General features: G+C 62.8%; 15 protein-coding genes, 1 tRNA gene and 1 riboswitch. Of the genes, 9 read left to right on the top strand and 7 right to left on the bottom strand.

What is annotated here, in order from left to right:
• The first annotated feature begins 117 nt into the window (after window positions 1-117).
• The 3 genes from QZ638_RS01480 to QZ638_RS01490 all read left to right on the top strand — a co-directional run bounded on the left by QZ638_RS01480 (window position 118) and on the right by QZ638_RS01490 (window position 1,513).
• Window positions 118-588 (top strand): YcgN family cysteine cluster protein, encoded by a 471-nt coding sequence (locus QZ638_RS01480; protein WP_295806038.1) that lies wholly within the window; start codon window positions 118-120, stop codon window positions 586-588.
• 52 nt (window positions 589-640) lie between these two features.
• Entirely contained in the window at window positions 641-1,057 is a 417-nt protein-coding gene (locus QZ638_RS01485; RefSeq protein ID WP_295806040.1) for a nuclear transport factor 2 family protein, read from the top strand.
• 102 nt (window positions 1,058-1,159) lie between these two features.
• Window positions 1,160-1,513, top strand: coding sequence for a hypothetical protein (locus tag QZ638_RS01490; protein WP_295806042.1), 354 nt, complete (start codon window positions 1,160-1,162; stop codon window positions 1,511-1,513).
• Window positions 1,514-1,589: 76 nt separating this feature from the next.
• Here QZ638_RS01490 and QZ638_RS01495 read toward each other — a convergent pair whose 3' ends face one another.
• Window positions 1,590-2,318, bottom strand: coding sequence for an SIMPL domain-containing protein (locus tag QZ638_RS01495; RefSeq protein WP_295806044.1), 729 nt, complete (start codon window positions 2,316-2,318; stop codon window positions 1,590-1,592).
• 110 nt (window positions 2,319-2,428) lie between these two features.
• Here QZ638_RS01495 and QZ638_RS01500 point away from each other — a divergent pair.
• A tRNA-Ile gene (locus tag QZ638_RS01500) sits at window positions 2,429-2,505 on the top strand.
• Between the two features lie 275 nt (window positions 2,506-2,780).
• On the opposite strand, the gene QZ638_RS01505 is transcribed toward QZ638_RS01500, so the two are convergent.
• Window positions 2,781-6,452 carry a hypothetical protein gene (locus QZ638_RS01505; RefSeq protein ID WP_295806045.1) on the bottom strand — a complete coding sequence of 1,224 codons (3,672 nt, stop codon included), beginning with the start codon at window positions 6,450-6,452 and terminating at the stop codon, window positions 2,781-2,783.
• Window positions 6,453-6,463: 11 nt separating this feature from the next.
• Window positions 6,464-8,344: a hypothetical protein gene (locus QZ638_RS01510; protein ID WP_295806115.1), complete on the bottom strand. Its 1,881-nt coding sequence runs from the start codon at window positions 8,342-8,344 to the stop codon at window positions 6,464-6,466.
• A 577-nt stretch (window positions 8,345-8,921) separates the two neighbouring features.
• Here QZ638_RS01510 and QZ638_RS01515 point away from each other — a divergent pair.
• The 3 genes from QZ638_RS01515 to QZ638_RS01525 are packed head-to-tail and all read left to right on the top strand — an operon-like array spanning window position 8,922 to window position 11,561.
• Window positions 8,922-9,494: a sigma-70 family RNA polymerase sigma factor gene (locus QZ638_RS01515; RefSeq protein WP_295806047.1), complete on the top strand. Its 573-nt coding sequence runs from the start codon at window positions 8,922-8,924 to the stop codon at window positions 9,492-9,494.
• The gene (locus tag QZ638_RS01520) at window positions 9,491-10,147 is read left to right on the top strand and encodes a hypothetical protein (RefSeq protein WP_295806049.1); all 657 of its coding nucleotides are present in this window, start codon (window positions 9,491-9,493) and stop codon (window positions 10,145-10,147) included. The genes QZ638_RS01515 and QZ638_RS01520 overlap by 4 nt, the downstream gene beginning before the upstream one ends.
• Window positions 10,140-11,561 (top strand): S8 family serine peptidase, encoded by a 1,422-nt coding sequence (locus QZ638_RS01525; protein ID WP_295806051.1) that lies wholly within the window; start codon window positions 10,140-10,142, stop codon window positions 11,559-11,561. The genes QZ638_RS01520 and QZ638_RS01525 overlap by 8 nt, the downstream gene beginning before the upstream one ends.
• 11 nt (window positions 11,562-11,572) lie before the next feature.
• On the opposite strand, the gene QZ638_RS01530 is transcribed toward QZ638_RS01525, so the two are convergent.
• Genes QZ638_RS01530 through QZ638_RS01545 form a run of 4 tightly spaced genes read right to left on the bottom strand, consistent with a single transcriptional unit; the run spans window position 11,573 to window position 16,057 of the window.
• Window positions 11,573-12,343 carry an ABC transporter ATP-binding protein gene (locus tag QZ638_RS01530; RefSeq protein WP_295806053.1) on the bottom strand — a complete coding sequence of 257 codons (771 nt, stop codon included), beginning with the start codon at window positions 12,341-12,343 and terminating at the stop codon, window positions 11,573-11,575.
• Window positions 12,343-13,323: an iron ABC transporter permease gene (locus QZ638_RS01535; protein ID WP_295806054.1), complete on the bottom strand. Its 981-nt coding sequence runs from the start codon at window positions 13,321-13,323 to the stop codon at window positions 12,343-12,345. Before QZ638_RS01535 ends, QZ638_RS01530 begins: the two co-directional genes overlap by 1 nt.
• Window positions 13,320-14,189 (bottom strand): ABC transporter substrate-binding protein, encoded by an 870-nt coding sequence (locus tag QZ638_RS01540; protein WP_295806056.1) that lies wholly within the window; start codon window positions 14,187-14,189, stop codon window positions 13,320-13,322. Before QZ638_RS01540 ends, QZ638_RS01535 begins: the two co-directional genes overlap by 4 nt.
• Entirely contained in the window at window positions 14,189-16,057 is a 1,869-nt protein-coding gene (locus QZ638_RS01545; RefSeq protein ID WP_295806058.1) for a TonB-dependent siderophore receptor, read from the bottom strand. Before QZ638_RS01545 ends, QZ638_RS01540 begins: the two co-directional genes overlap by 1 nt.
• 125 nt (window positions 16,058-16,182) lie before the next feature.
• Window positions 16,183-16,394: riboswitch (cobalamin riboswitch) on the bottom strand.
• A 274-nt stretch (window positions 16,395-16,668) separates the two neighbouring features.
• Here QZ638_RS01545 and QZ638_RS01550 point away from each other — a divergent pair.
• A complete protein-coding gene (locus tag QZ638_RS01550; RefSeq protein WP_295806060.1) occupies window positions 16,669-18,321 on the top strand; it encodes an ABC transporter substrate-binding protein in 1,653 nt (550 codons plus the stop codon).
• An 85-nt stretch (window positions 18,322-18,406) separates the two neighbouring features.
• Complete coding sequence (locus QZ638_RS01555; RefSeq protein ID WP_295806061.1) at window positions 18,407-19,444, top strand: ABC transporter permease; 1,038 nt, start codon at window positions 18,407-18,409, stop codon at window positions 19,442-19,444.
• The last annotated feature ends 1 nt before the right edge of the window (window position 19,445 follow it).

The following is a 19,445-nucleotide window of genomic DNA, read 5'->3' on the forward strand; positions in this document are numbered from 1 at the left end:
TCGATGGCGTTCGGTTCCCAATTCCGTTCGATTGATACCGGAGCGTGTGGAACCATGGCGCCGGGGTGGCGAGAGGGTGACGGAATTGCGGTTGACGGGGCGCTTGACGCGGGGTGGATGGCGGTCCAAACCTCGATCATGACGACGACCGAATTCTGGAAAACCAAGACGCTGGCCGAACTGAGCGATCGGGAGTGGGAGGCACTGTGCGATGGCTGCGGCAAATGCTGCCTCGCCAAGCTCGAGGATGAGGAGACCGGCGAGATCTATTGGACGAGCGTTGGCTGTCGTCTGTTCGATGGCGGGACCTGCCGGTGCAACGATTATGAGAACCGGCTCACGCGCGTGCCCGATTGCGTTCGCCTGACGCCGGAGAATGTGGGGGACATCCCCTGGCTGCCGAGCACTTGCGGTTATCGGCTCATGGCGGAAGGAAAGGACTTGGCCTGGTGGCATCCGCTCGTTTCCGGCGATCCCAACACCGTGCACGAGGCCGGCATTTCCATGCGCGGCCGCGTGAAGGCAAGCGAAGACGAGCTGACGCAAGCGGAAGACTATTTCTCTTTTATCCTGGATGAGGAACCATAGTCCGCGTATGCGGCTTTTCGTCCGGGACGAGCAATCAACGAGGAGGATGACGATGCCCGAGGAAAAGACGCGCCGCCTGGTACAATCTTATCTGGATGCATTGAACGCCAATGACCACGATGCGGCGCTGGCGCTGGTGAGCGAGGACGTGGCGCACGACCCCTTCGACGGTGAGCGGGAGATCGGTCGCGAAAAGCTGCGCTGGCGTTTGGGGCTCGAGGCGCGGCATTTCGATGAGCGTTTCGCCGACATTGCCGTGATGAGCGCCTCGGGCGGTGTGCGGGCTGCCGCCGAGTTCACGGTTCGCGGCACCTATCGCAAAAGCGCGGATGGCCTGCCGGAAGCAAATGGTCAATCCTATGTCTTGCCAGGTGGTATGTTTTTCGAGGTCGACGGAAATGAAATCACCCGCATCAGCGAGCAGCGAAACCCGGTGCAATGGCGTGCCGCACTGTCTGCGGATCGCTGAACGCAGTATGAACGGCTCATTCCCAAATCGTTCAGACGCAGTTTGACATTGTGATCTCCATGACGGGGCGCGTGAGGGTCCTGATCAAACAAGGAGAGCACCATGTTTCAGAAACTGAAGATCGCAACCCTTTCGACGCTGATCGGATTGGGCACATTGGCAGCGGCTCCGGCCACGGCTCAGGCCGACAGCCTGTATTTTGGCTTCGGCATCGGCGGCCCGTCGGGCGGTTATATTCATGGCAATAGCGGCCGTAGCCATCGGGCCGAGCGTCCCCGCCGTCATCACCGTGCCTGCACGCCGCGTCAGGCCGTTCGCAAGGCGGAACGTTTCGGAATTCGTCGCGCCCGGGTCGTGCGGGCCAACCGCAATGTCATCCGCGTCGTTGGCCGCACCCACCGGGGACGTCAGCATATGGTTTTCGCGCGCGCGCCGCGCTGCCCGGTGATCCGCTAACCGTTAGCCGACCGCTGACAAGCACAAAAAAGCCGCCGGTAAATGCCGGCGGCTTTTTTGGGCGGTGAGCCTCGGCTTACTTGTCGAGCTCGAAGGTCACATTGACCTGCACCTGATAGGTGTTCTCGCCGGCTTCGACCGGAACGGCTTCAGCGGAGGCCTGCATCCGCACCGCCTTGCCGGCATAGGGCATGGGCGGACGCTGTTGCGCCTGCTCGGAAATCTCGATGATATCGCCGAGTTTGACGCCAGCGGCCTCCGCCAGTGTTCTGGCCTTGTCCATGGCGTTCTGGACGGCACGTTTGCGTGCCTCGGAGACAGTGGTCGAGGGGTCGTCATTGGTGAAGCTAAGGCCGCCGCCCTGATTGACGCCCAGCGTGACGGAGCGATCGAGAACCGCGCCGACCTTGTCGAGATCGCGGATGCGCACGGTCAGCGTGTTGCCGACCTCGTAACCGACGATGCGCGGTGACTCTTCCTCGTTCTTGTCGTTCGGATAGACGTAGCGCGGATTGATCGACAAGCCGCCGGTCTGCAGGTCGCGCGATTCGATCCCGTCTTCTTTCATGGCGTCGATGACCGAGGTCATTGCGTCATTGTTGGCGTCGAGTGCGGCGCGCGCGGTTTCGGCTTCACGTACGACGGCGATTGTAAGGATCGCCATATCCGGGCTGATCGCGGCTTCTCCCTCGCCGGTCACGATGATTCGCGCGCGGTCGTCATCGGCATGAGCCGGCGCTGCGGCGAGAAGCGAAGCGGCAAGCATGGGGGCTGCAAAAGCGGCAGGAAAGATGGATTTGGTCATGGAAATCTCCTTTTGCGATGTCCGGATACGGCAACTAGCGAGCGATTGTGTATCGATTGCGGCAAGGTGACTTGTGCAGCGATGAAAAAGCAACTACTCCATCGCCCACCGGGCCTGTAGCTCAATTGGTTAGAGCCGGCGGCTCATAACCGCTTGGTTGGGGGTTCGAGTCCCTCCGGGCCCACCAGAAACGCCGTTCCGGGAGTGTCAGAATGCACCTCCCGGAACGGTATTCGTCTCAAGAACCCGATCTTTCATCCCTTGTGTATTTCCTGTCATGGCATTGTCCATTGGGAAAGCAACCATCATGTGATGGTGTCCTAATCCCTTTTGTTACTGGCGGCTGCGCCGCACATTGGGCTTTCTGAAAAATCGGCCTGCGGAAACAGGGTGTCGTTTCCAGGGTGTGTGAAAACCCCGCCGGCGGTTACCGGCGGGGCCTCTTGCTTGGTGTGCTCCGTTTTACTGAAGCTGATTGCTCCTGTCGCGCGGCCGCAGGATTTGCGGATTGATGCGCAACGGGCGATCGAGCTGCTGTCGGGGCACCCGGTTGGTCGGCGGCGCCACGCGGATCTGCCGACAGTTGGGGTACTTGCCCGTCGTGCCGGGCGGACAACGGCGCTGCACAATCGGGCGGCAGTTCGGATACCTACCCGTTGTGCCCTGCGGGCAGCGGCGCTGTACGACCGGGCGGCAATTCGGGAACGTGCCCGTTGTGCCCCGCGGACAACGCGGCCGTACGATGGGTGCGCAATTGGGATAGCGCCCCGTCGTTCCCGGCGGGCATTGACGCTGCACCTCCGGCTTGCGGCAGGCCCCGGCCACCAGACGGGTTCCGCGCGGGCAGACACAGCGTCCGTCCTGGGTGCGGATCATGCCCGGAAGCAGACGGCACTGCTGGCGGATCGGCCGGCAGTTGGGCGGCGTGCCCGTCGTGCCGCGCGGGCACTCGCGCTCGATCTGCGGCTTGACGCAGCGGCCGTTCTGGAGCCGTGTTCCACGCGGGCAAACACAGCGTCCGTCGCGCGTGCGGATCTGACCCGGCAGAAGCCGGCACTGCGGCCGGGGATCTGCCTGCGGCTTCGGATCGGGCTCGCGCGGCGGCGTTGGCCGGGGCGTGGGCAGCGGAACCGGAGCGGTTTGCGTGCCGACGCACTGGCCGTTGCGGAAGGTGGTGCCTTCCGGACAGACACAGCGCCCGTCATTGTTGAGAACAAGACCCGGCGAACATTGCTGGTCCTCATCCTCATCCGCCAGAACCGTGAAGTCATGGCAGTCATAGGCGCGGCCGTCTCCGGTCCCATCCGGCGCACCGGAGAGGGAGGGCGCGGTGCGCACATCCGCTCCACGGTCGATCACCGCAGCGCAGTTGCGTCCCGATGCACCATTGCCCACCGCGTTGGCGAGGCCGCCATCTTCCGGCAGCTCGACAACGACCTCATGCGTGCGGCTTTCGCCACTGGCAAGGGTGAGGTCGGCTTCGCAGGCGAAGGGAAGCTCGGTCGGTTCGGGCGAACAGCCGAAGGGCGGGTTCACCGAAACGATCCGGGCCGGAACGCCGCCGAAACCTTCTACCCGAAGCGCATCGCCGATGCGAACCGGACCGGAGATCGATGACGGACCTTCATTGCGGATGGTGATCTGGAACGTGCAGGGCTGACCAAGCAGGCACTCCGCATCGCCGGTCTTTTCGACCGTGATCCGGGTGCCGCCCTGAGCACAGGCCTCGCCGATGGGATAGACGATGTCGTCCCCCGGAGCCGGGCCGAAGGAACCGCGTGCGCAGTTCTCGAACCGCTCATTGGGTGACACATTGACCGTCACATCGAAGTGCCGCGCGGTTCCGGGTGTCATGACGGCGCCGGGGATCTCGCAGGTGAGATTGGCCGCAGGCACCGCGCCGCAGGACCATTCCGGACCGTCAGGCGTGACAGTCTGGATGTCGACCGGCGCACCGCTGCCGATGATTTCGGCCGCGTCGTTGACGCGAACCGGTCCGACGGGTGCTGCCGTTCCGGCATTGCTGACAGTGATCCGGCAGGCCACACCTTCGGCGAGCGACACGGTGGGCTCACAGGTCTTCTGGATGCGCATTTGCGGCTGGCCGCCCGGGATGCCCGGTATGGTCGCCGTCGCACAGGCCTCGTTGTTGGCGAGATTGGTTTCGCCTTCAAGCGCGGTCACTTTCGCACAGTTCTCGACCTCGTTTGTCGGATAATCGCCGACGATTGTGGTCACGAGAATGTCCGTCGATGCGCCTGGCACGAGATTCAGGCCCGGATGGTCGCACTGGAACGTGTTGCCGGCGAGCGGCGCGCACGACCAGGGCGGCGAGGGGCTGAACGATGCCGAGGCGACATCACCGGCCGGGAACGTGTCCACGAAGCTGACAGGACCGTTGATCGGCGCCGCACCCGCATTGATGATTGTCACGACATAGGTGCAGAGACCGTCTGGCGTACAGACCGTGGGTTCGGCCCGCTTGCGCACGGCGATGTCCGGAATGTCGTTCTCCGGCGGCGTGCAGGCCGGATCGCCCGGCAGGCAGATCGCGATGGTGGCGCAGGCCTTGTCGTTGGTCGGATCGCCGAACGGATCCTTGCCGCTGGCCGTGTAGTCATATGCGGCGCAATTGCGGATCGCGCTCCAGCTCCATGCCGGTCCCGGCTGGAAGCCGAGCTTCAGCTCCACGAATTCGCCCGGGTTGAGCGTGGTTTCGGGGTGTTCGCACGACATGGGGCTCATCATCGGCACGCAGGTCCACGGCGCATTTGGCCCCGAGACCACCGCTGCGTTTCCGGGCGTCGTCACCTCATCCAACACGATCTTGCTGGTGTAAGGCGCATCGCCCGCATTGGAGACGCGAATGGTGAAATCGCACGAACCGTCGATCTCGCATTCGGCCTCATCGGCGCGCTTCTCGACCTTGATGTCGGGCTCGCCCTCGTCGTCGGGCGGGCATTCGAGGTCTTCGGGGATTTCAATGTCGACCACCTGCGAGCAACACAGGCCGACGCCTTCAGCGGGACCCGCATAGGTCTCGATGCTGGTGACGATCAGATGCACCGTATCGCCGGGCAGTGCGCCGGTGATTTCCCATTCGAGCGTGCCGCCGCCGGCGGGAACGGCCTGGCTCGGCGGATCGATGGTGATGCCGGGCGTGGTGGATGTCACGGTGACGACATTGCCTGCCATCTCCGGGCCGACATCCATGCGATAGATATAGGCACCGCCACCGGGAAGGCAGTCCACTTCACCGGTCTCGACCGAGAAACAGGCCTCTTCCGGCCCGTCGCCGGGCGGCGGGGGAGGCGGTGGCGGATCGCAATCCGTTACATCGATGATGATAGCGGTGGGATCGCCGGTCTTCCAGTCGCCATCGTCCGGCAGGGCCGGGTCATGGGACGGAATGGTGGCGACGAGCCCGCCGGTTGCGGTGCGGATCACGGCCACATTGGCCTGATTGTCGACATTGGTGGCGGCAGGGAAGGCCGCCTGGTCGATCTTTGCCTTGATGGTGATATCGATGGCGCGCTCGGTCAGGCTGCCGTCGCCGTCGAGATCGGCGGCGGACAGGTGAAAATCCGACTGGGTGAGCGTGTCGTCCAGGGTACCGGTCGTGCTGACCACATGGGGTGGAACGGCTCCGCCGCCAGCACCGATGATATCGCCGCTGAACGTGGCGTCGACAATCGCCAGATTGGCGGGAAGCTGATCGGTAAACTCGAAGGTTACATTGGTGAGGAATGCGTCGAGGCCTGGGTGCGCGATCATGTCGGGCGTGCCGCGCACGCCGAGGCGCAGGCGATATTCCACATAATCGCAGTTGAGCTGCGTTCCGCGCTTTTCGAGGAAAGGCGTCAGGTCGGGCTCGGTTTCCGGCTCCAACGGTTCAAGCTCGATGCGTGGGCCTTCGGCGTCGCCCGGCGTTTCGAGAACCTCAAGCTCCTCGATCGTCCGGTCCTGTGCTCTGGCCTGATTGATGCCGGAAAGCGGTATGAACGCGGTGGAGAGCGCCATGCCCGCCACCAGCAGCCAGCGCGGCGAGCGCGCTTTTTCTGCAAGGGGTTTCATGATCGTCTCCATGACATTGTTGACCGTCAGCCGGTCGGCGGGAATTGTGAACATGTTCATCTCTCCCTCCCTCACGGCGCACAGGATTCAAGCGGCGTTTCAAGCGGCAACGTCACCTTGCAACAGGGGAAGTAGCCACCCGCCTCGGCATCGGACTTTCTGTAGAAGCACAGGCCGAGATCGACGGTTTCGCCGGGAATGTGGCCATTGATGCCGAGTGTGAACGGCGTGGCCAGACCGGGGACCGTCTGCTTGGACGGGGAAACGCCGACGCCGGGCGTCAGCGATTTCGCGGAAAGCGAATCGCCACCGATGCCGGCGCGGTCATGGATGTAGAGATCGGCTTCAAGCCCTGCGGGCGTACAGAAATACGCCGCCGTCTCCAGCTCGATACAGGGCGGGATATCGTTGGGCGGCGGGAAGCCGGGCGGCCAGCCGGGGACGGGAATGTCACCCGGATAGGGGATAGGCTCGTAGTAGCCGGCGCGGCCCTCGCAGGGACGCCAGACCTCCACGTCGCCGACATGCCCCTTGACCTCGGGGTCTTCGAAGAAGCCGTCGTAATCGGCAAACCACGAGCCGAAGGGCGGTTCGTTTTTTGGCCGCACGAGCGTGCTTCTCGTAAGCTGCACACCATGAACGGCGAGCGGCCCGCCCTCGATGAGCTGCTCTTCAAGGGCAGGGTTGTCGCGCAGCCTGTCGCCGGTTTTCACCAGCGTGGCCGCGCAGGCATTGCGGTTGAAGAAGCCTTCGGCGTCATAACCATATTGCAGGTCGATGCCGCCGGCTCCCTGTCGGTATGGTTCGGGAAAACCGACCGCATATTCCTGCGGTGCCGGCACCCAGACGCTTTCGGTTTCGGGATCGTCGGGGCTTTCGCGCCAGTAGCGCAGCACCGATGCCTCTCCGCTGTCGGCAAAGCTCGAATAGTCGTAGCGGTTTTCAACTTCGCCGCGCTGGGCGAGATACATGAAACCGCGCGTGTCGAAAGCAATGTCGGTGACGGGGAGGTCTTCCTCCGCCTCCACCGTCAGCTCCCAGCGCGGGTCGCCGGCGAACGTGCCGTCGCGAGCGATGCCCACGGACCAGATTTCCGCTTCCTCGCCAACGGCGTAGTAGAGGCGTCCACCGTGCATGGAGAGGCCATGAACGCGGCGCTCTTCCTGCGTGTAGCCCCAGCTTTTCGGCTCTTCCGCGTCGAAGGCAGCGCCCTGAATGTCCATCACGGCGCCATCGTCGGCCACGGGATCGAGCCCGCGTGCCGCCCTTCCGTCCACGCCATGATCGAACGTGTCGATGAGATTGCCGTCGATGTCGATGCGGTGAATGAGGCCGCTGTCGAGATCGGAAGCGAAGAACTGGCGATGCGACCGGTCGAAGGCGATGTTGCCGATGCCGGGGCCGCTGTTCGTGTCGATATTGGCAAACAGGGTCACGGCGCCGGTGATGCCGTCAATCTTCCAGATCGAACCGGGACCGCCGCCATTCTTCTCGCCGAACTGCCCGTCCATGAAGCGCGCGCCGGCTTCGCCGCGGCGCTGCCGTTCGGGCCGCCCGTCCTCGTCGGCGTCTTCCGTGACGATCTGGAGGCCGTGCAGGGACGTGGCGGCGGCGTAAAGGTTCGGCACGATGGCCGTTGTCTCTTCACGCTTGCCGTCATCGTATGCAAGGCCGAACACCTGGCCGATTTCGGCGGCCGGCACTTCGAAGGGCGGCGGCGTAAAAACCACCTGTCCGCTGGGCGGGGCGCCGAGCCAGGTCATGTCGAAGATGCGCAGCGAAGCGCGCTCGGTGTCGATGAAGGTTTCGTCCACCGGGTCGACGCCGGGGAGCAGTCCCTCCTCGAAGCCGGGAATATGTGTGCCCGGGAAACCGGTCACGGCCATGAAGCCCGGTTGGATGATTGCGTTTTCCTGCGCGCTTGCCGGCGCGTTCGATGAAATTCCCGCCATCACGGCGAGCGCTATGGCCGCGGTGCTTTCAAGAAAATGTCTGGCGATTGTGCCAGAGTGACGTGGTGCGTTTCTGCCGCACCGTGTCGGGAACTGCCGGTTTTGCCCCATGCCTTGCCTCCCGAAACCGTTTCGGAAGGCTGCCGGATGGGCGTCATTTTCGCGCCCGGTCCCTGTTGTTCCGGTGTATCCCCCCGAAGCGAGGTTCTTTTCAACCCCGTCGCCGTTGAACCTACGCCTCGGCTTACCCAAGGTCAACAAAACCGCCCCGGCCATAAGCCGTGGCGGCTCCAGCGACCGTTTGCATTCGATATGCCGTGTCATCACAACACTCCTTTCCGGGTGCGCACCATGCGTACCCTGCAGGGTTTGTCGGACGAGGCTGTGAAAAGGTTCACACTGGAAACCGGCCGAATGCCGGTAGACGAAGGCAAATCCGTCCCTCGGGCGCATTCCCGGGATCTGTATTCTGAGACCTGTTCCCACGGGTCGGCAAATGGACTAGCTTTCGAAGGATTGGGGGAAAAGCGATGAACCGGAACGTCCCGTCGCGCGACACAGTCTCGAAGGGCCGGTTATGAGCGGTGCTGCGGACCAGATGTCCGACGCAGAACTTGTGGCCAGAACGGCGCGCGGCGAACGGACTGCGCTGAGGCTCTTGTTCATGCGGCATCACACGCGCGTCTACCGCTTCGTGGTGCGCCAGACGGGATCGGAGACCATGGCGGAAGAAATCGCGAATGAAGTGTTTCTGGAGGTGTGGCGCCAGGCGCCACGCTTCGAGGCACGCTCGCAGGTTTCCACCTGGCTTCTCGGCATTGCGCGGTTCAAGGCGCTTTCGGCGTTGCGCAAACGCAAAGAGAAGGCTCTGGAAGAGGGGCAGGCCGAGGCCGTCGCCGACAGCGCGGATACGCCGGAAGTCTCGGCGATGAAGGAGGACAAGGCGACGGCGCTGCGCGGTTTCGTCAACCATTTGTCGGAAGAGCACCGCACGGTGGTCGACCTTGCCTATTACCATGGCAAGTCGGTGACCGAGATTGGCGAGATCCTTTCCGTGCCCATCGCCACCGTGAAAACCAGGATGTTTTACGCACGCAAGAAGCTTGGAGAAGCCTTGCAGGCGGCAGGATACGATCGAGGCTGGCCATGAGCGAGAACCCACAATCGAACCGCCGCGACCGGCTGGAGGCGCTGTTGCCGTTCTTTCTGAATGGCACACTCTCCGGGGCGGAACTGCGCGAAGTGGAGGAATGGCTCGCCTCTGATCCACAGGCAATGGCCTCGCTGGCCGAAGCCGAAGGCGAGTATTCCGCAACCCTTGCCGACAATGAGGCGATCCGCCCGACGGACGATGCATTGGCGCGCTTTTCAGAAGCGTTGGCTGAAGAGGCTGGGCCGGAAAAGATGGCAAAGCCCGCATTTAGGGAGCGGCTTGCCCGCATTCTGCCCGCGTTTCCGGTTCAGGCTGCCTGGGTGGCTGCGGGTCTGGCGCTCGCCATTTTGGTGGGGCAGACCGTGTGGCTCGGTCTATCGCAGACGGAGCAATACTCCGTCGCCGGCGCGGAGGATGATGATGCACCCTTCGCCTTCGTGACCTTTACAGCGGAAGCCTCGATGGCCGATGTCTCGGCGTTGCTGGACGAAAGCGAAGTCGAGATTGCTGCCGGGCCGCTGCCGGACGGACTCTACCGGGTGCTTATCCCGGCCGAAACGGCCGCACAATACGATGAGATCGTTGCCGGGCTGGAGCGGGCCGGTGTGGTGGAAACCGTTGTGACGGGGCGTAAACCTGGTGATGAATAGGGCTTTCACGCGTATATTGAGCGGTGTCGTGCTTGCCGTTTTTCTGGAGGGCCCCGTGTTCGCCCAAACCGCGTCGCCAAACGGATCGGCGCGGACGCTCGTGGCGAACGGAGTGCGTGAGGATGCGGCAGCGGGCGAGCGCCATGTGATCTATCTGCCCGAAATGCTGGCCGAGCTATTCGGGCCCGGAATTGGCAGCGACGCCTCCGCGCGCTCTTCTGCGCCCCCGGCTGCCGATGCCGCTGCGACAAACGGGGATCCGGCAAATCCGAACAGCGACGGAGCGGCCGCGTCGGTATCCGTATCTGCCAGCGCAGGGTCGTTTGCGCGGCCGGTTGAGCCGCAGCGGGCCATTTCGGGCGCCATCGTGCCGGACGAAGTGCTGGTCACCCTGGCTGGTGACGAGGGGGTGGTCAACGCGGTCGCCGCGCAATTCGGACTGGAGGTGCGTTCCGCCCGCGCTTCGACACTTCTTGGCCGCACCGTTGCACGCCTTGGCATCCCCGATGGGCGTCCTGTGGGGTTCGTGCTCGCTCAGCTTGCCGGCGACGGTCGGCTGGCCGATCGTGTGCCAAATCATCTGTTCGAACTACAGCAGGCGGCGGGCGTGGTGAATTACGCCTTCGAACGCATCGCACTCGATGCCGGTGTCGTGAGTGGAGAGAATGTAAGCGTCGCGGTGATCGACACCAGCTTCGACGAGGAGCATCCCGCTCTCAAGGGACGCATCGCAGGCACGTTCGATGCGCTCCCGAATATGGCTGTGAACGACCGTGATCATGGCACGTCCATTTCCGGCCTAATCGCTGGCGATGGACCGTTTCGGGGAATCGCGCCGGGCGTTCGCCTGCTCCATGCACGGGCTTTCGAGAGCGGTGTGTCGAGCACCGACGTCCTTCTTGCCGCCCTCGATTGGGCAGTGGAAGAGGGCGCGCAGATCGTGAATATGAGCTTTGTCGGGCCGGAGAACCCGCTCTTTTCCGCAGCCTGTCGCAATGCGGTTGCGCGCGGCGTGGTGCTTGTTGCGGCAGCCGGGAACAACGGGCCGAATGCGCCGTTCGGTTATCCTGCCGCCTATGAGAGTGTCATCGCCGTGACGGCGACCGACGTTCGCGACAAGCTTATGGGCAAGGCCAATCGCGGCCGCTACATCGATCTATCGGCGCCGGGCGTAAACGTGGTTGCGCCCATTTCCGGCGGCATCGATGTTGTGACGGGCACCTCTTTTGCGGCCGCCGTCGTTTCCGGTGCGATTGCCAATCTCATGCATGCCGGTGAGGACGCAACGCCGGAAGCGCTGGCCGAACTGCTGCGGACCACCGCCGTGGATCTCGGTGTGCCGGGCCGGGATGAGGATTTCGGAGATGGGTTGCTGAATGCCAAGGCGGCCATGGAGGCACGTGTCGAAGATTAGGTTTTCTCGTTTTATCGGGCGAGATCGACGGGCGCGATGATTGGGCCCTTCTTGTCGCGTGTGCGATGGGCCGCCACCCCGTAGATCTCCGCCAGATACCGGTCCGAAAGCACCGTTTCCGGCGCGCCGAACGCTGCAAGTTTTCCTTGGTTCAAGAGCAAGACCCGATCACACCAGCGGGCGGCGAGCGTCAGGTCGTGCAGTGAGACCAGTGTTGTGCGCCCTTCGGCTGCAAGCCGGTTCAGCGATTGCATAAGTGTGATCTGGTGCGCCGGGTCGAGGCCGGAGGCCGGTTCGTCGGCGATGAGGAGAGGGGTTGCCTGCGCAACGGCGCGTGCCATCAGCACACGCGCCTGTTCGCCGCCGGAAAGCTCGGTGGCAATCCGGTGGGCGAGCGGAGTGACATCGGTCATCTCCATTGCGCGGGCGATGGCGCTTTCGTCTTCGTCGCCGGCGCGGCGACCGAAGGCACGCCATGGCAAGCGGCCCAGCGCCACGAGATCGCGCACGGTGAGACGCCAGCCGATGATGCGCTGCTGCGGCAGATAGGCGATAAGGCGGGCTCGTTCGGCCGGGCCGACAGAGGCGAGATCGTGCTCGCCGAGCCGCATGGTGCCGTGAGCGGCCAGATGCCCGGTGAGCGCGCGCATCAGCGTGGACTTGCCCGCGCCGTTCGGGCCGAGCAGGCCGATCACGTGACCGGCCTCTATATCGAAACCGATGCCATCGATCACGCGTCTGCCGCCGAGCGTTACGCCGAGATTGTCGACCTGGAGCCTCATCACAACATCTCCCGGCGGGCGCGCATGACAAGCCACAAGAAGAAGGGTGCGCCGATCAATGCCGTCAGAACCCCGACATTCAATTCGCCGGCCGGAAGAACCACGCGCGCGGCGATGTCGGCAGCCAGAAGCAGCGCCGCGCCGCCAAGACCCGCCGGCAGCAAAAGGCTGCTCGGCATGCGGTTGGTGAGCGGACGGACCAGGTGCGGCACCACCAGTCCGATAAAGCCGATGGTGCCGGAAACGGCGGTTGCTGCGCCCACCGAAAGTGCGACGCCGGCGACGATCAAAACGCGTGCGCGGCCCATATGAATGCCGAGATTGGCGGCGGCTTCCTCGCCGAGCGACAGCGCATCGATGGCGCGGGCCGAAACGGCAATAAGCAACCATCCCGCGACCATGAGGGGCAGGGCGAGCATCACATGCTCGATGGAGCGGTCCTTTAGGGAGCCGAGCAACCAAAAGACGATTTCGTAAGCGGCAAAAGGGTTGGGAGAGAGGTTGAGGACCAGAGAGGTTAGCGCGCCGGCAAGGCTCGACAGGGCAATGCCGGCAAGGATGAGCGTCAGCGTGGAGCCTTGCCGCGACGCGATTGCAAGCAGGATGAGCACGGCCAAAAATGCGCCGATCAGCGCACCGGCGGGCAGGGCATAGAGCGAGCTTCCGGCAAGTCCGGAGTAAAACATGACAACGGCGCCGAGGGCGGCCATGGATGACACGCCGATCACGCCGGGTTCGGCGAGCGGGTTGCGCAGAAATCCCTGCAGCACCGCGCCGGAGAGACCGAGCGAAACGCCGATTGCGAGACCGAGAACGGCGCGCGGCAGGCGAATTTCGCGCATGATGATGGAGGCCGCTTCGCCACCGCCGGCGAGAAGTCCGGCAATGCTGTTTCCGATCCCAAGCTCGGCCGGCCCGACCAGCAGCGACAGGACGAAGAGCGCAAGGGTGAGAAGTGTAAGCGAGACGGAAAGCTTCATTGCGTGGCGTCCTGCGGGCAGGGCGCGATTTCGGCGCGCAGGCTTGCCAGTGCGCGCACGGCATCGATCACTGCGGGCGAGCCGCACGACCATGCGCCGGCGGGCACGAATGGGCCGATGTGCGTATCCGGCAGGGCGGCAATCGCGGGATGGCGCGGCACATATTCGCCAAGGGTGGGGGCACCCTCCGAGGCGCTGGTGACGATGACGTCGGGTCGGGCGGCGACGACCTGTTCGAGCGGAAACGGAGCCATGCCGTTGACACCGAGGTCGGCGGCCAGATTGTCAAAGCCGGCGGCTTGCATGACGGAATCGGCGAGCGTGCCGTTCCCGGAAGCGATGCCGTTCTGGTCATAGGCGATGATCGTGGGGCGGATGCCGCATTGCCGCGAGGCGATCTGATCGAGCTCTTGCGAGAAATCGTCGGCCAGCTTTTCGGCCTTTTCTTCCTGGCCGAGAAGCGCGCCCATGCGGCGTATCTCATCGGGTATGGTGTCGAGCGTCTGCACGAAGGAAAACTCTTCGACCCTAAAGCCGAGCCGCTTCAGCAGCGCAGTCGTGTTGTGCAGCGAATAGGTGCCGGTGACGACCAGATCCGGCTTTTCCAGAAACACTTCTTCGGCAAGCCCGCGATTGACCGGATACGCCTGCGCTTTTTCGTGCAGCGTGGAAAGGGTGGGTTCGCGGGCCAGAAACGAGACGGAAACGAGCTGCTCCGGCTGTGCAAGCGACATGGCGAGTTGATCGGTGCACAGATTGAGGGACATGACCCGCTTGGGCGCGGCCGACACCGGCGCGGCAAAAAGCGCGCCAGCCAGAAATATCAGGCCGGAAAGGCGAAGCGAACGTTTCCGGCCCCCGGACATCAGGGCGCAAACTTCGCCCGGAACCCGGCAAAGACGCCGAAGCCGGGCGTGTTGTAGCCGCGCACGGTCTGATAATCCTGATCGAGCAGGTTTTCCGCCCGCACATAGAGTTCGGTGTCCTCGGTCGGCTTGTAAGCGACCTTGGCGTTGACCAGCAGGTAATCATCCAGCTTGAACCCGCCGGTATCCACTGTATCGATGGCAGCCTTTGCCGAGGCCGAAACGGTCCATTTCTCAGCCGGTCGCACGCTGGCGATCAGGCCGATCTCATGGCGCGGCACGCGCGGTAGCCGCGCATCGTTCTGATCCACCGAATGCGTGTAGGTGTAGGCCCCGGTCAGGTCGAGCCATTCGGTCGCGGCATAGCGAAGCGAGGCCTCGACGCCGCGCTGGCGCGATGTGCCGGGGATCTGTTCATACTGCGACGTGTATCCGATCAGATCGTCGATCTCGAGCTGGAAATAGGTGAGGTCGGCGATGACCGCACCGTTCCAGAAACGTTGTTCCACGCCAATGTCGAAGCCGAAGCTCGTTTCGGGCCGCAGATCGGGGTTGGCGCCGAAGGGGCCGAAGAGCTCGTTTAGGCTGGGCGCGCGGAAGCCGGTTCCCACCGAACCGTGCAGACGCGTCCCTGTCTGCTCAAACAGATAGGAGGCGGTTGCACGGTAGGTGGTATGCCCGCCGAATTCACTGTGCTCGTCTTGTCTGAGACCGGCAGTCAGCGTCAGGTTTTCAAGCGGCGTGGCGATGGCTTCGCCCCAGACGCCGGCAATCCAGAAACTGGAATCGATCTCGGGATTGAACGCGCCGGCGGGAAAGACGGCGCTCTGTCGCTCGTAATCCGCACCGCCCTGAACCGTCAGCCAGTCATTGACGTCGAACGTGCCCTGATAATCGGCCTTGTAGCGGCGACCGTCATAGGAACCGTCGAAGGCGGTGCCGGTTATGGCGCGTTCCAGGTCGAAAGCCTGCACGGATACCGTGTTGCGGAACCGGCCATCCATCAGGTTGAGATTGAAACCGGCGCGACCGGCGAGTTGCTTGCTATGGTTGGTGGCTGTCGGATTGTCGCTCGGCAAAAAGGTGCCGAAGCCCTGGTTGTCGAAATCGGCTTGCGCGTCGATGTAAAGCGCCGACCCGAATACGGAGAAGACGTCGGAAAACGCGTGCTCGGCGTTCGCGTCGAAGGTGAGGTTCTCATAGCCGTCGCGCTCGGTGCCCGAGGCGGCAGCCGAGATGCCGTCGGTGCGGAATCCGGTGGCATTGATGGACAATTTGGATTGCTCGCTGGCCGCCCGGAAACCGTAGGAGCCGCCGAACGTGCCATTCGAGCCTCCTTCACCTTGGACGATATGAGCGATGCCGGGTTCGATGTCGCTCAGTGTCGAAAGGCTGATCACGCCGGCTATGGCGTCCGAGCCATAAAGCGTGCTTTGCGACCCCTTGAGCACTTCAATACTCTGCAGGCCGCCGGACAAAAGGTACTGATAAGAAGTCTGAACCTGCGTGTTGGTGGGATCGGAAATGTCGATGCCGTTATAGAGCGTCTTCACATAGCGGCGGGGGGCACCACGGATCGACAGGCTGCCCTCCGCGCCCGCGCCGCCCGGCGATGAGAGACTTATACCGGGCAGAAGGCCGAGATAATCGAGCGCCAGCGGAAGCGATTGCTGCTCGATTTCCTCCCGCTCGACGATGTCCACCGTCGATCCGACCTTGGAGGCGTTCGCCGGTATACGGTTGGGGCTGATGACCAGCGTGTCGAGTGGATAGTCTTGCGCCTGCGCCTGCACCACTGCGGTGCCGAAGCCGGACAGCAGTGCCGATACGCCGAGTAGAAGCCGGGTCCGATGTCGCGTTGAAAGCATGCGCGCCCTCCCTTGAAAAACATTCTTCGTTTGCTGGAGAGCGATTGCCGTCATCGTTCGTTCCCCCGCCAGCGGTGACTTTCGTCACCACTGCGGGATCCACAGCCCCGGAAGCGTCCCGCATCCGGTCGGTGACGGCTCGAGGCAGGTTTCCTGGCTCGCGCTTCGTCGGCTGCCTCGCCTTCCCGGGGCTTGCACCCAGTGGCTTTGGAGGCGCCTCTGCGCTTACAGTTGCGGGAGCAGCCACGGCTGCGGCCTTTTCGAGAAAGACCGTTCCGTGTTCCCTTTTCCCCGGCAGGCGAACACCCGTCGGAGCACCTCAAGCGAACCGAAATCGATTATCAAGCGACCCAGGCAACGTCAATCGAATGGTGCATTCTGGACCTTCGTCTTCACTGGCCTAAGTCAAGCATTGTCAGCAGGGTGCTTTGCTATTGTAGAAGAATCGGCTTTTCATATCGCTTTTGCGGCAATCCTGTCGCAAATCCGTCATTGGAATTGTCGAGAAAATTGCAGAATTCGGTCTCCGAACCCTGGGATTTTTTGACATCGGGGACGGGATGGGAAATGCTGATCGTAAACCGAGAACGGCAAAAAATGGGAGTGCGTCGATGACGTTTTTCAAGAGCAATGGCGAGAAGGTGCCGGCCCGCGTCGCCGAAATGGCGGACGAGGCACGTGCCGGCAGAATGGACCGGCGTGAGTTTCTCGCGCTTGCAAGTGCGCTCGGCGCCTCTACCGCGGCCGCCTATGGCATGTTGGGGATGGCCGCGCCCACGCACGCTGTCGCACAGGAGCCGAAGACGGGCGGCACGCTGCGCGTTGCCATGTTCATCAAGGATCCCAAGGATCCGCGCACGGCCGACTGGTCGGAAATTGCAAACGCCATGCGCCAGACACTTGAACCGCTGGTGAAATACACCCGCGACTTCACCTTCGAGGGCAAGCTTCTGGAAAGCTGGGAGGTGAATGAGGACGCCACGGAATACATTCTTCACGTGCGGCCGGACGTGACCTGGAACAATGGCGACGCCTTCACCGCGGACGATGTGATCTACAACATCAACCGCTGGTGCGACCAGACGGTGGAAGGCAACTCCATGCCGGCGCGCATGTCCGCTCTCATCGACCCGGAAACCAAGAAGGTTCGCGAAGGTGCCGTCGAGAAGGTCGACGACATGACGGTCAAGCTCAACCTGTCGGCTCCCGATATTTCGATCATTCCGGGCATGGCCGACTATCCGGGCCTGATCGTGCACCCGACCTTCGACGAAACGGGCCGTGACTTCGTTGCAAATCCGATCGGCACCGGTCCTTTCGAACTGGTGTCCTATGAGGTCGGCAACCGCGTCGAGCTGAAGAAGCGCGAAGACGGCCAGTGGTGGGGCGGCGAGGCCTATCTCGACGGCATTGAATTCATCGATTACGGCACGGATCCCTCGGCCACTGTCAGCGCTTTCGAGTCCGGCGAAATTCATACAAACTACGAGACCACGGCGGATTTCGTCGATATTCTCGACGCGATCGGGCTGGTGAAATCCGAAGTCACCACGGCGACGACCCTGGTGGCGCGCAGCAATGTCAACAACAAGCCCTATGACGACGAGAAGGTGCGTCAGGCGCTGCAGCGCGCAGTCGACAACCCCACGGTTCTGGCGCTGGGCTACGACAATGCCGGCGACGTTGCCGAGAACCACCATGTCTGCCCGATCCATCCCGAGTATGCCGAGCTTCCCAAGCGCGAGCGCAATGTGGAAGAGGCCAAGGCGCTCATGGAAGAGGCCGGCCAGATGGACTACGAGCACGAGCTCATCACGGTGGATGAGGACTGGCACAAGAACACCGGCGATGCGATCGCCGCCCAGCTTCGCGAGGCCGGATTCAAGGTCAAACGCACCGTTCTGCCAGGCTCTACCTTTTGGAACGACTGGACGAAATATCCTTTCTCCATGACCAACTGGAACATGCGCCCGCTTGGCATACAGGTGGTGGCGCTTGCCTACCGCACCGGTGAAGCGTGGAACGAGTCGGCCTATTCCAATCCGGAGCTCGACAAGCTGATCGAAGAGGCGCTGGCCATTCCCGATCCCGACAGCCGCCGCGAGGTGATGAAGAAGATCGAGGAGATCATCCAGAATTCGGGAATCATCATCCAGCCCTACTGGCGCAAGCTCTACAATCACTCGGTGGAGACCGTGAAGAACCACGGCATGCACCAGACCTTCGAGATCGATCTGGAAAAGGTCTGGCTCGACGAAGGGTGAGACCGGTTAAGCAGGAAGGGGCCCGAACGGGCCCCTTTTGCACTGGAGATCAATAACAACCTCCGCATACGGGGGAGGGGAAACCGTGTTTGGCTTTATCGTGAGACGTCTGGGTGTCATGGCATTGACCATGTTGTGCCTCACCCTTGTCGTTTTCTTTCTGGTCAATCTGGAACCGAATCTGAAGAAGCTTGCCATCAGTCAGCTCGACATGCGGTCGTCGGCTGAGGAGTTGGAAAGCTGGCTTCAGAAGAACGGCTACCGGCAGAATTTCTTCGTGCGTTACGGCCAGTGGCTCGGCGTGGTGCAGAAGCAGCCGAATATCGACCCCGAGACCGGTGTTGCCAGCCCGCGTTTTTCCTATTGCGACGAACCCGCCGAACCCTATTACGGCGGCATTCTGCAGGGCGATTTCGGGTGCTCCACCAAGTTCAAGGTGCCGGTTTCCGAAAAGCTTTTTCCCGCGCTCGGGGCCACCGGCATTCTCATGTTCTGGGTGATGGTGGTGATGGTGCCCGTGGCGCTTCTGATCGGCGTCCTGGCGGGGATGCGCGAGGGCAGCCGGACCGACCGCACCCTGTCCGTTGCCTCGATCGCCACCACGGCGACGCCCGAATATGTCTCGGGCGTGATCTTCGCGGTCATTTTCGCTTCGTGGCTCGGCTGGCTCAACGGCTCGGCCGCCACGGCCACCAGGCAGGGCATTTCCTTCTACAATTTCACTTTGCCGGTCATGACCATGGCCATATACGGCATCGGTTATATTGCGCGCATGACGCGGGCCTCGATGGTCGAGGTGATGACGCAGCAATATATCCGCACCGCCCGCCTGAAGGGGCTCGGCTTTAAGGCCGTGGTTATCAAGCATGCCCTGCGCAACGCGCTGATTGCGCCGTTTACGGTCATCATGCTGCAGTTTCCATGGCTTCTGACGGGCGTTGTCATCGTGGAAGTGATGTTCCGCTATCAGGGGTTCGGTTTCACGCTCGTGGAGGCGGCGAGCAACAACGATATCGACCTTTTGCTCGGTTGTTCGCTTGTGTCGGTCTTCGTTGTGCTGTCGACGCAGCTTATTTCCGACGTCGGCTATGCCTATCTCAATCCGCGCATTCGCGTGCAGTAGG

This window comes from uncultured Nitratireductor sp. (genome assembly GCF_913053745.1).
Lineage (GTDB): Bacteria > Pseudomonadota > Alphaproteobacteria > Rhizobiales > Rhizobiaceae > Nitratireductor.

Coding starts and splice junctions, on each gene's coding strand:
- QZ638_RS01540 (WP_295806056.1), bottom strand. CDS start 14,189: ATGTCCGGGGGCCGGAAACGTTCGCTTCGCCTTTCCGGCCTGATATTT.
- QZ638_RS01495 (WP_295806044.1), bottom strand. CDS start 2,318: ATGACCAAATCCATCTTTCCTGCCGCTTTTGCAGCCCCCATGCTTGCC.
- QZ638_RS01530 (WP_295806053.1), bottom strand. CDS start 12,343: ATGAGGCTCCAGGTCGACAATCTCGGCGTAACGCTCGGCGGCAGACGC.
- QZ638_RS01545 (WP_295806058.1), bottom strand. CDS start 16,057: ATGCTTTCAACGCGACATCGGACCCGGCTTCTACTCGGCGTATCGGCA.
- QZ638_RS01550 (WP_295806060.1), top strand. CDS start 16,669: ATGACGTTTTTCAAGAGCAATGGCGAGAAGGTGCCGGCCCGCGTCGCC.
- QZ638_RS01485 (WP_295806040.1), top strand. CDS start 641: ATGCCCGAGGAAAAGACGCGCCGCCTGGTACAATCTTATCTGGATGCA.
- QZ638_RS01490 (WP_295806042.1), top strand. CDS start 1,160: ATGTTTCAGAAACTGAAGATCGCAACCCTTTCGACGCTGATCGGATTG.
- QZ638_RS01480 (WP_295806038.1), top strand. CDS start 118: ATGGCGGTCCAAACCTCGATCATGACGACGACCGAATTCTGGAAAACC.
- QZ638_RS01515 (WP_295806047.1), top strand. CDS start 8,922: ATGAGCGGTGCTGCGGACCAGATGTCCGACGCAGAACTTGTGGCCAGA.
- QZ638_RS01520 (WP_295806049.1), top strand. CDS start 9,491: ATGAGCGAGAACCCACAATCGAACCGCCGCGACCGGCTGGAGGCGCTG.
- QZ638_RS01505 (WP_295806045.1), bottom strand. CDS start 6,452: ATGAACATGTTCACAATTCCCGCCGACCGGCTGACGGTCAACAATGTC.
- QZ638_RS01525 (WP_295806051.1), top strand. CDS start 10,140: ATGAATAGGGCTTTCACGCGTATATTGAGCGGTGTCGTGCTTGCCGTT.
- QZ638_RS01510 (WP_295806115.1), bottom strand. CDS start 8,344: ATGGCGGGAATTTCATCGAACGCGCCGGCAAGCGCGCAGGAAAACGCA.
- QZ638_RS01535 (WP_295806054.1), bottom strand. CDS start 13,323: ATGAAGCTTTCCGTCTCGCTTACACTTCTCACCCTTGCGCTCTTCGTC.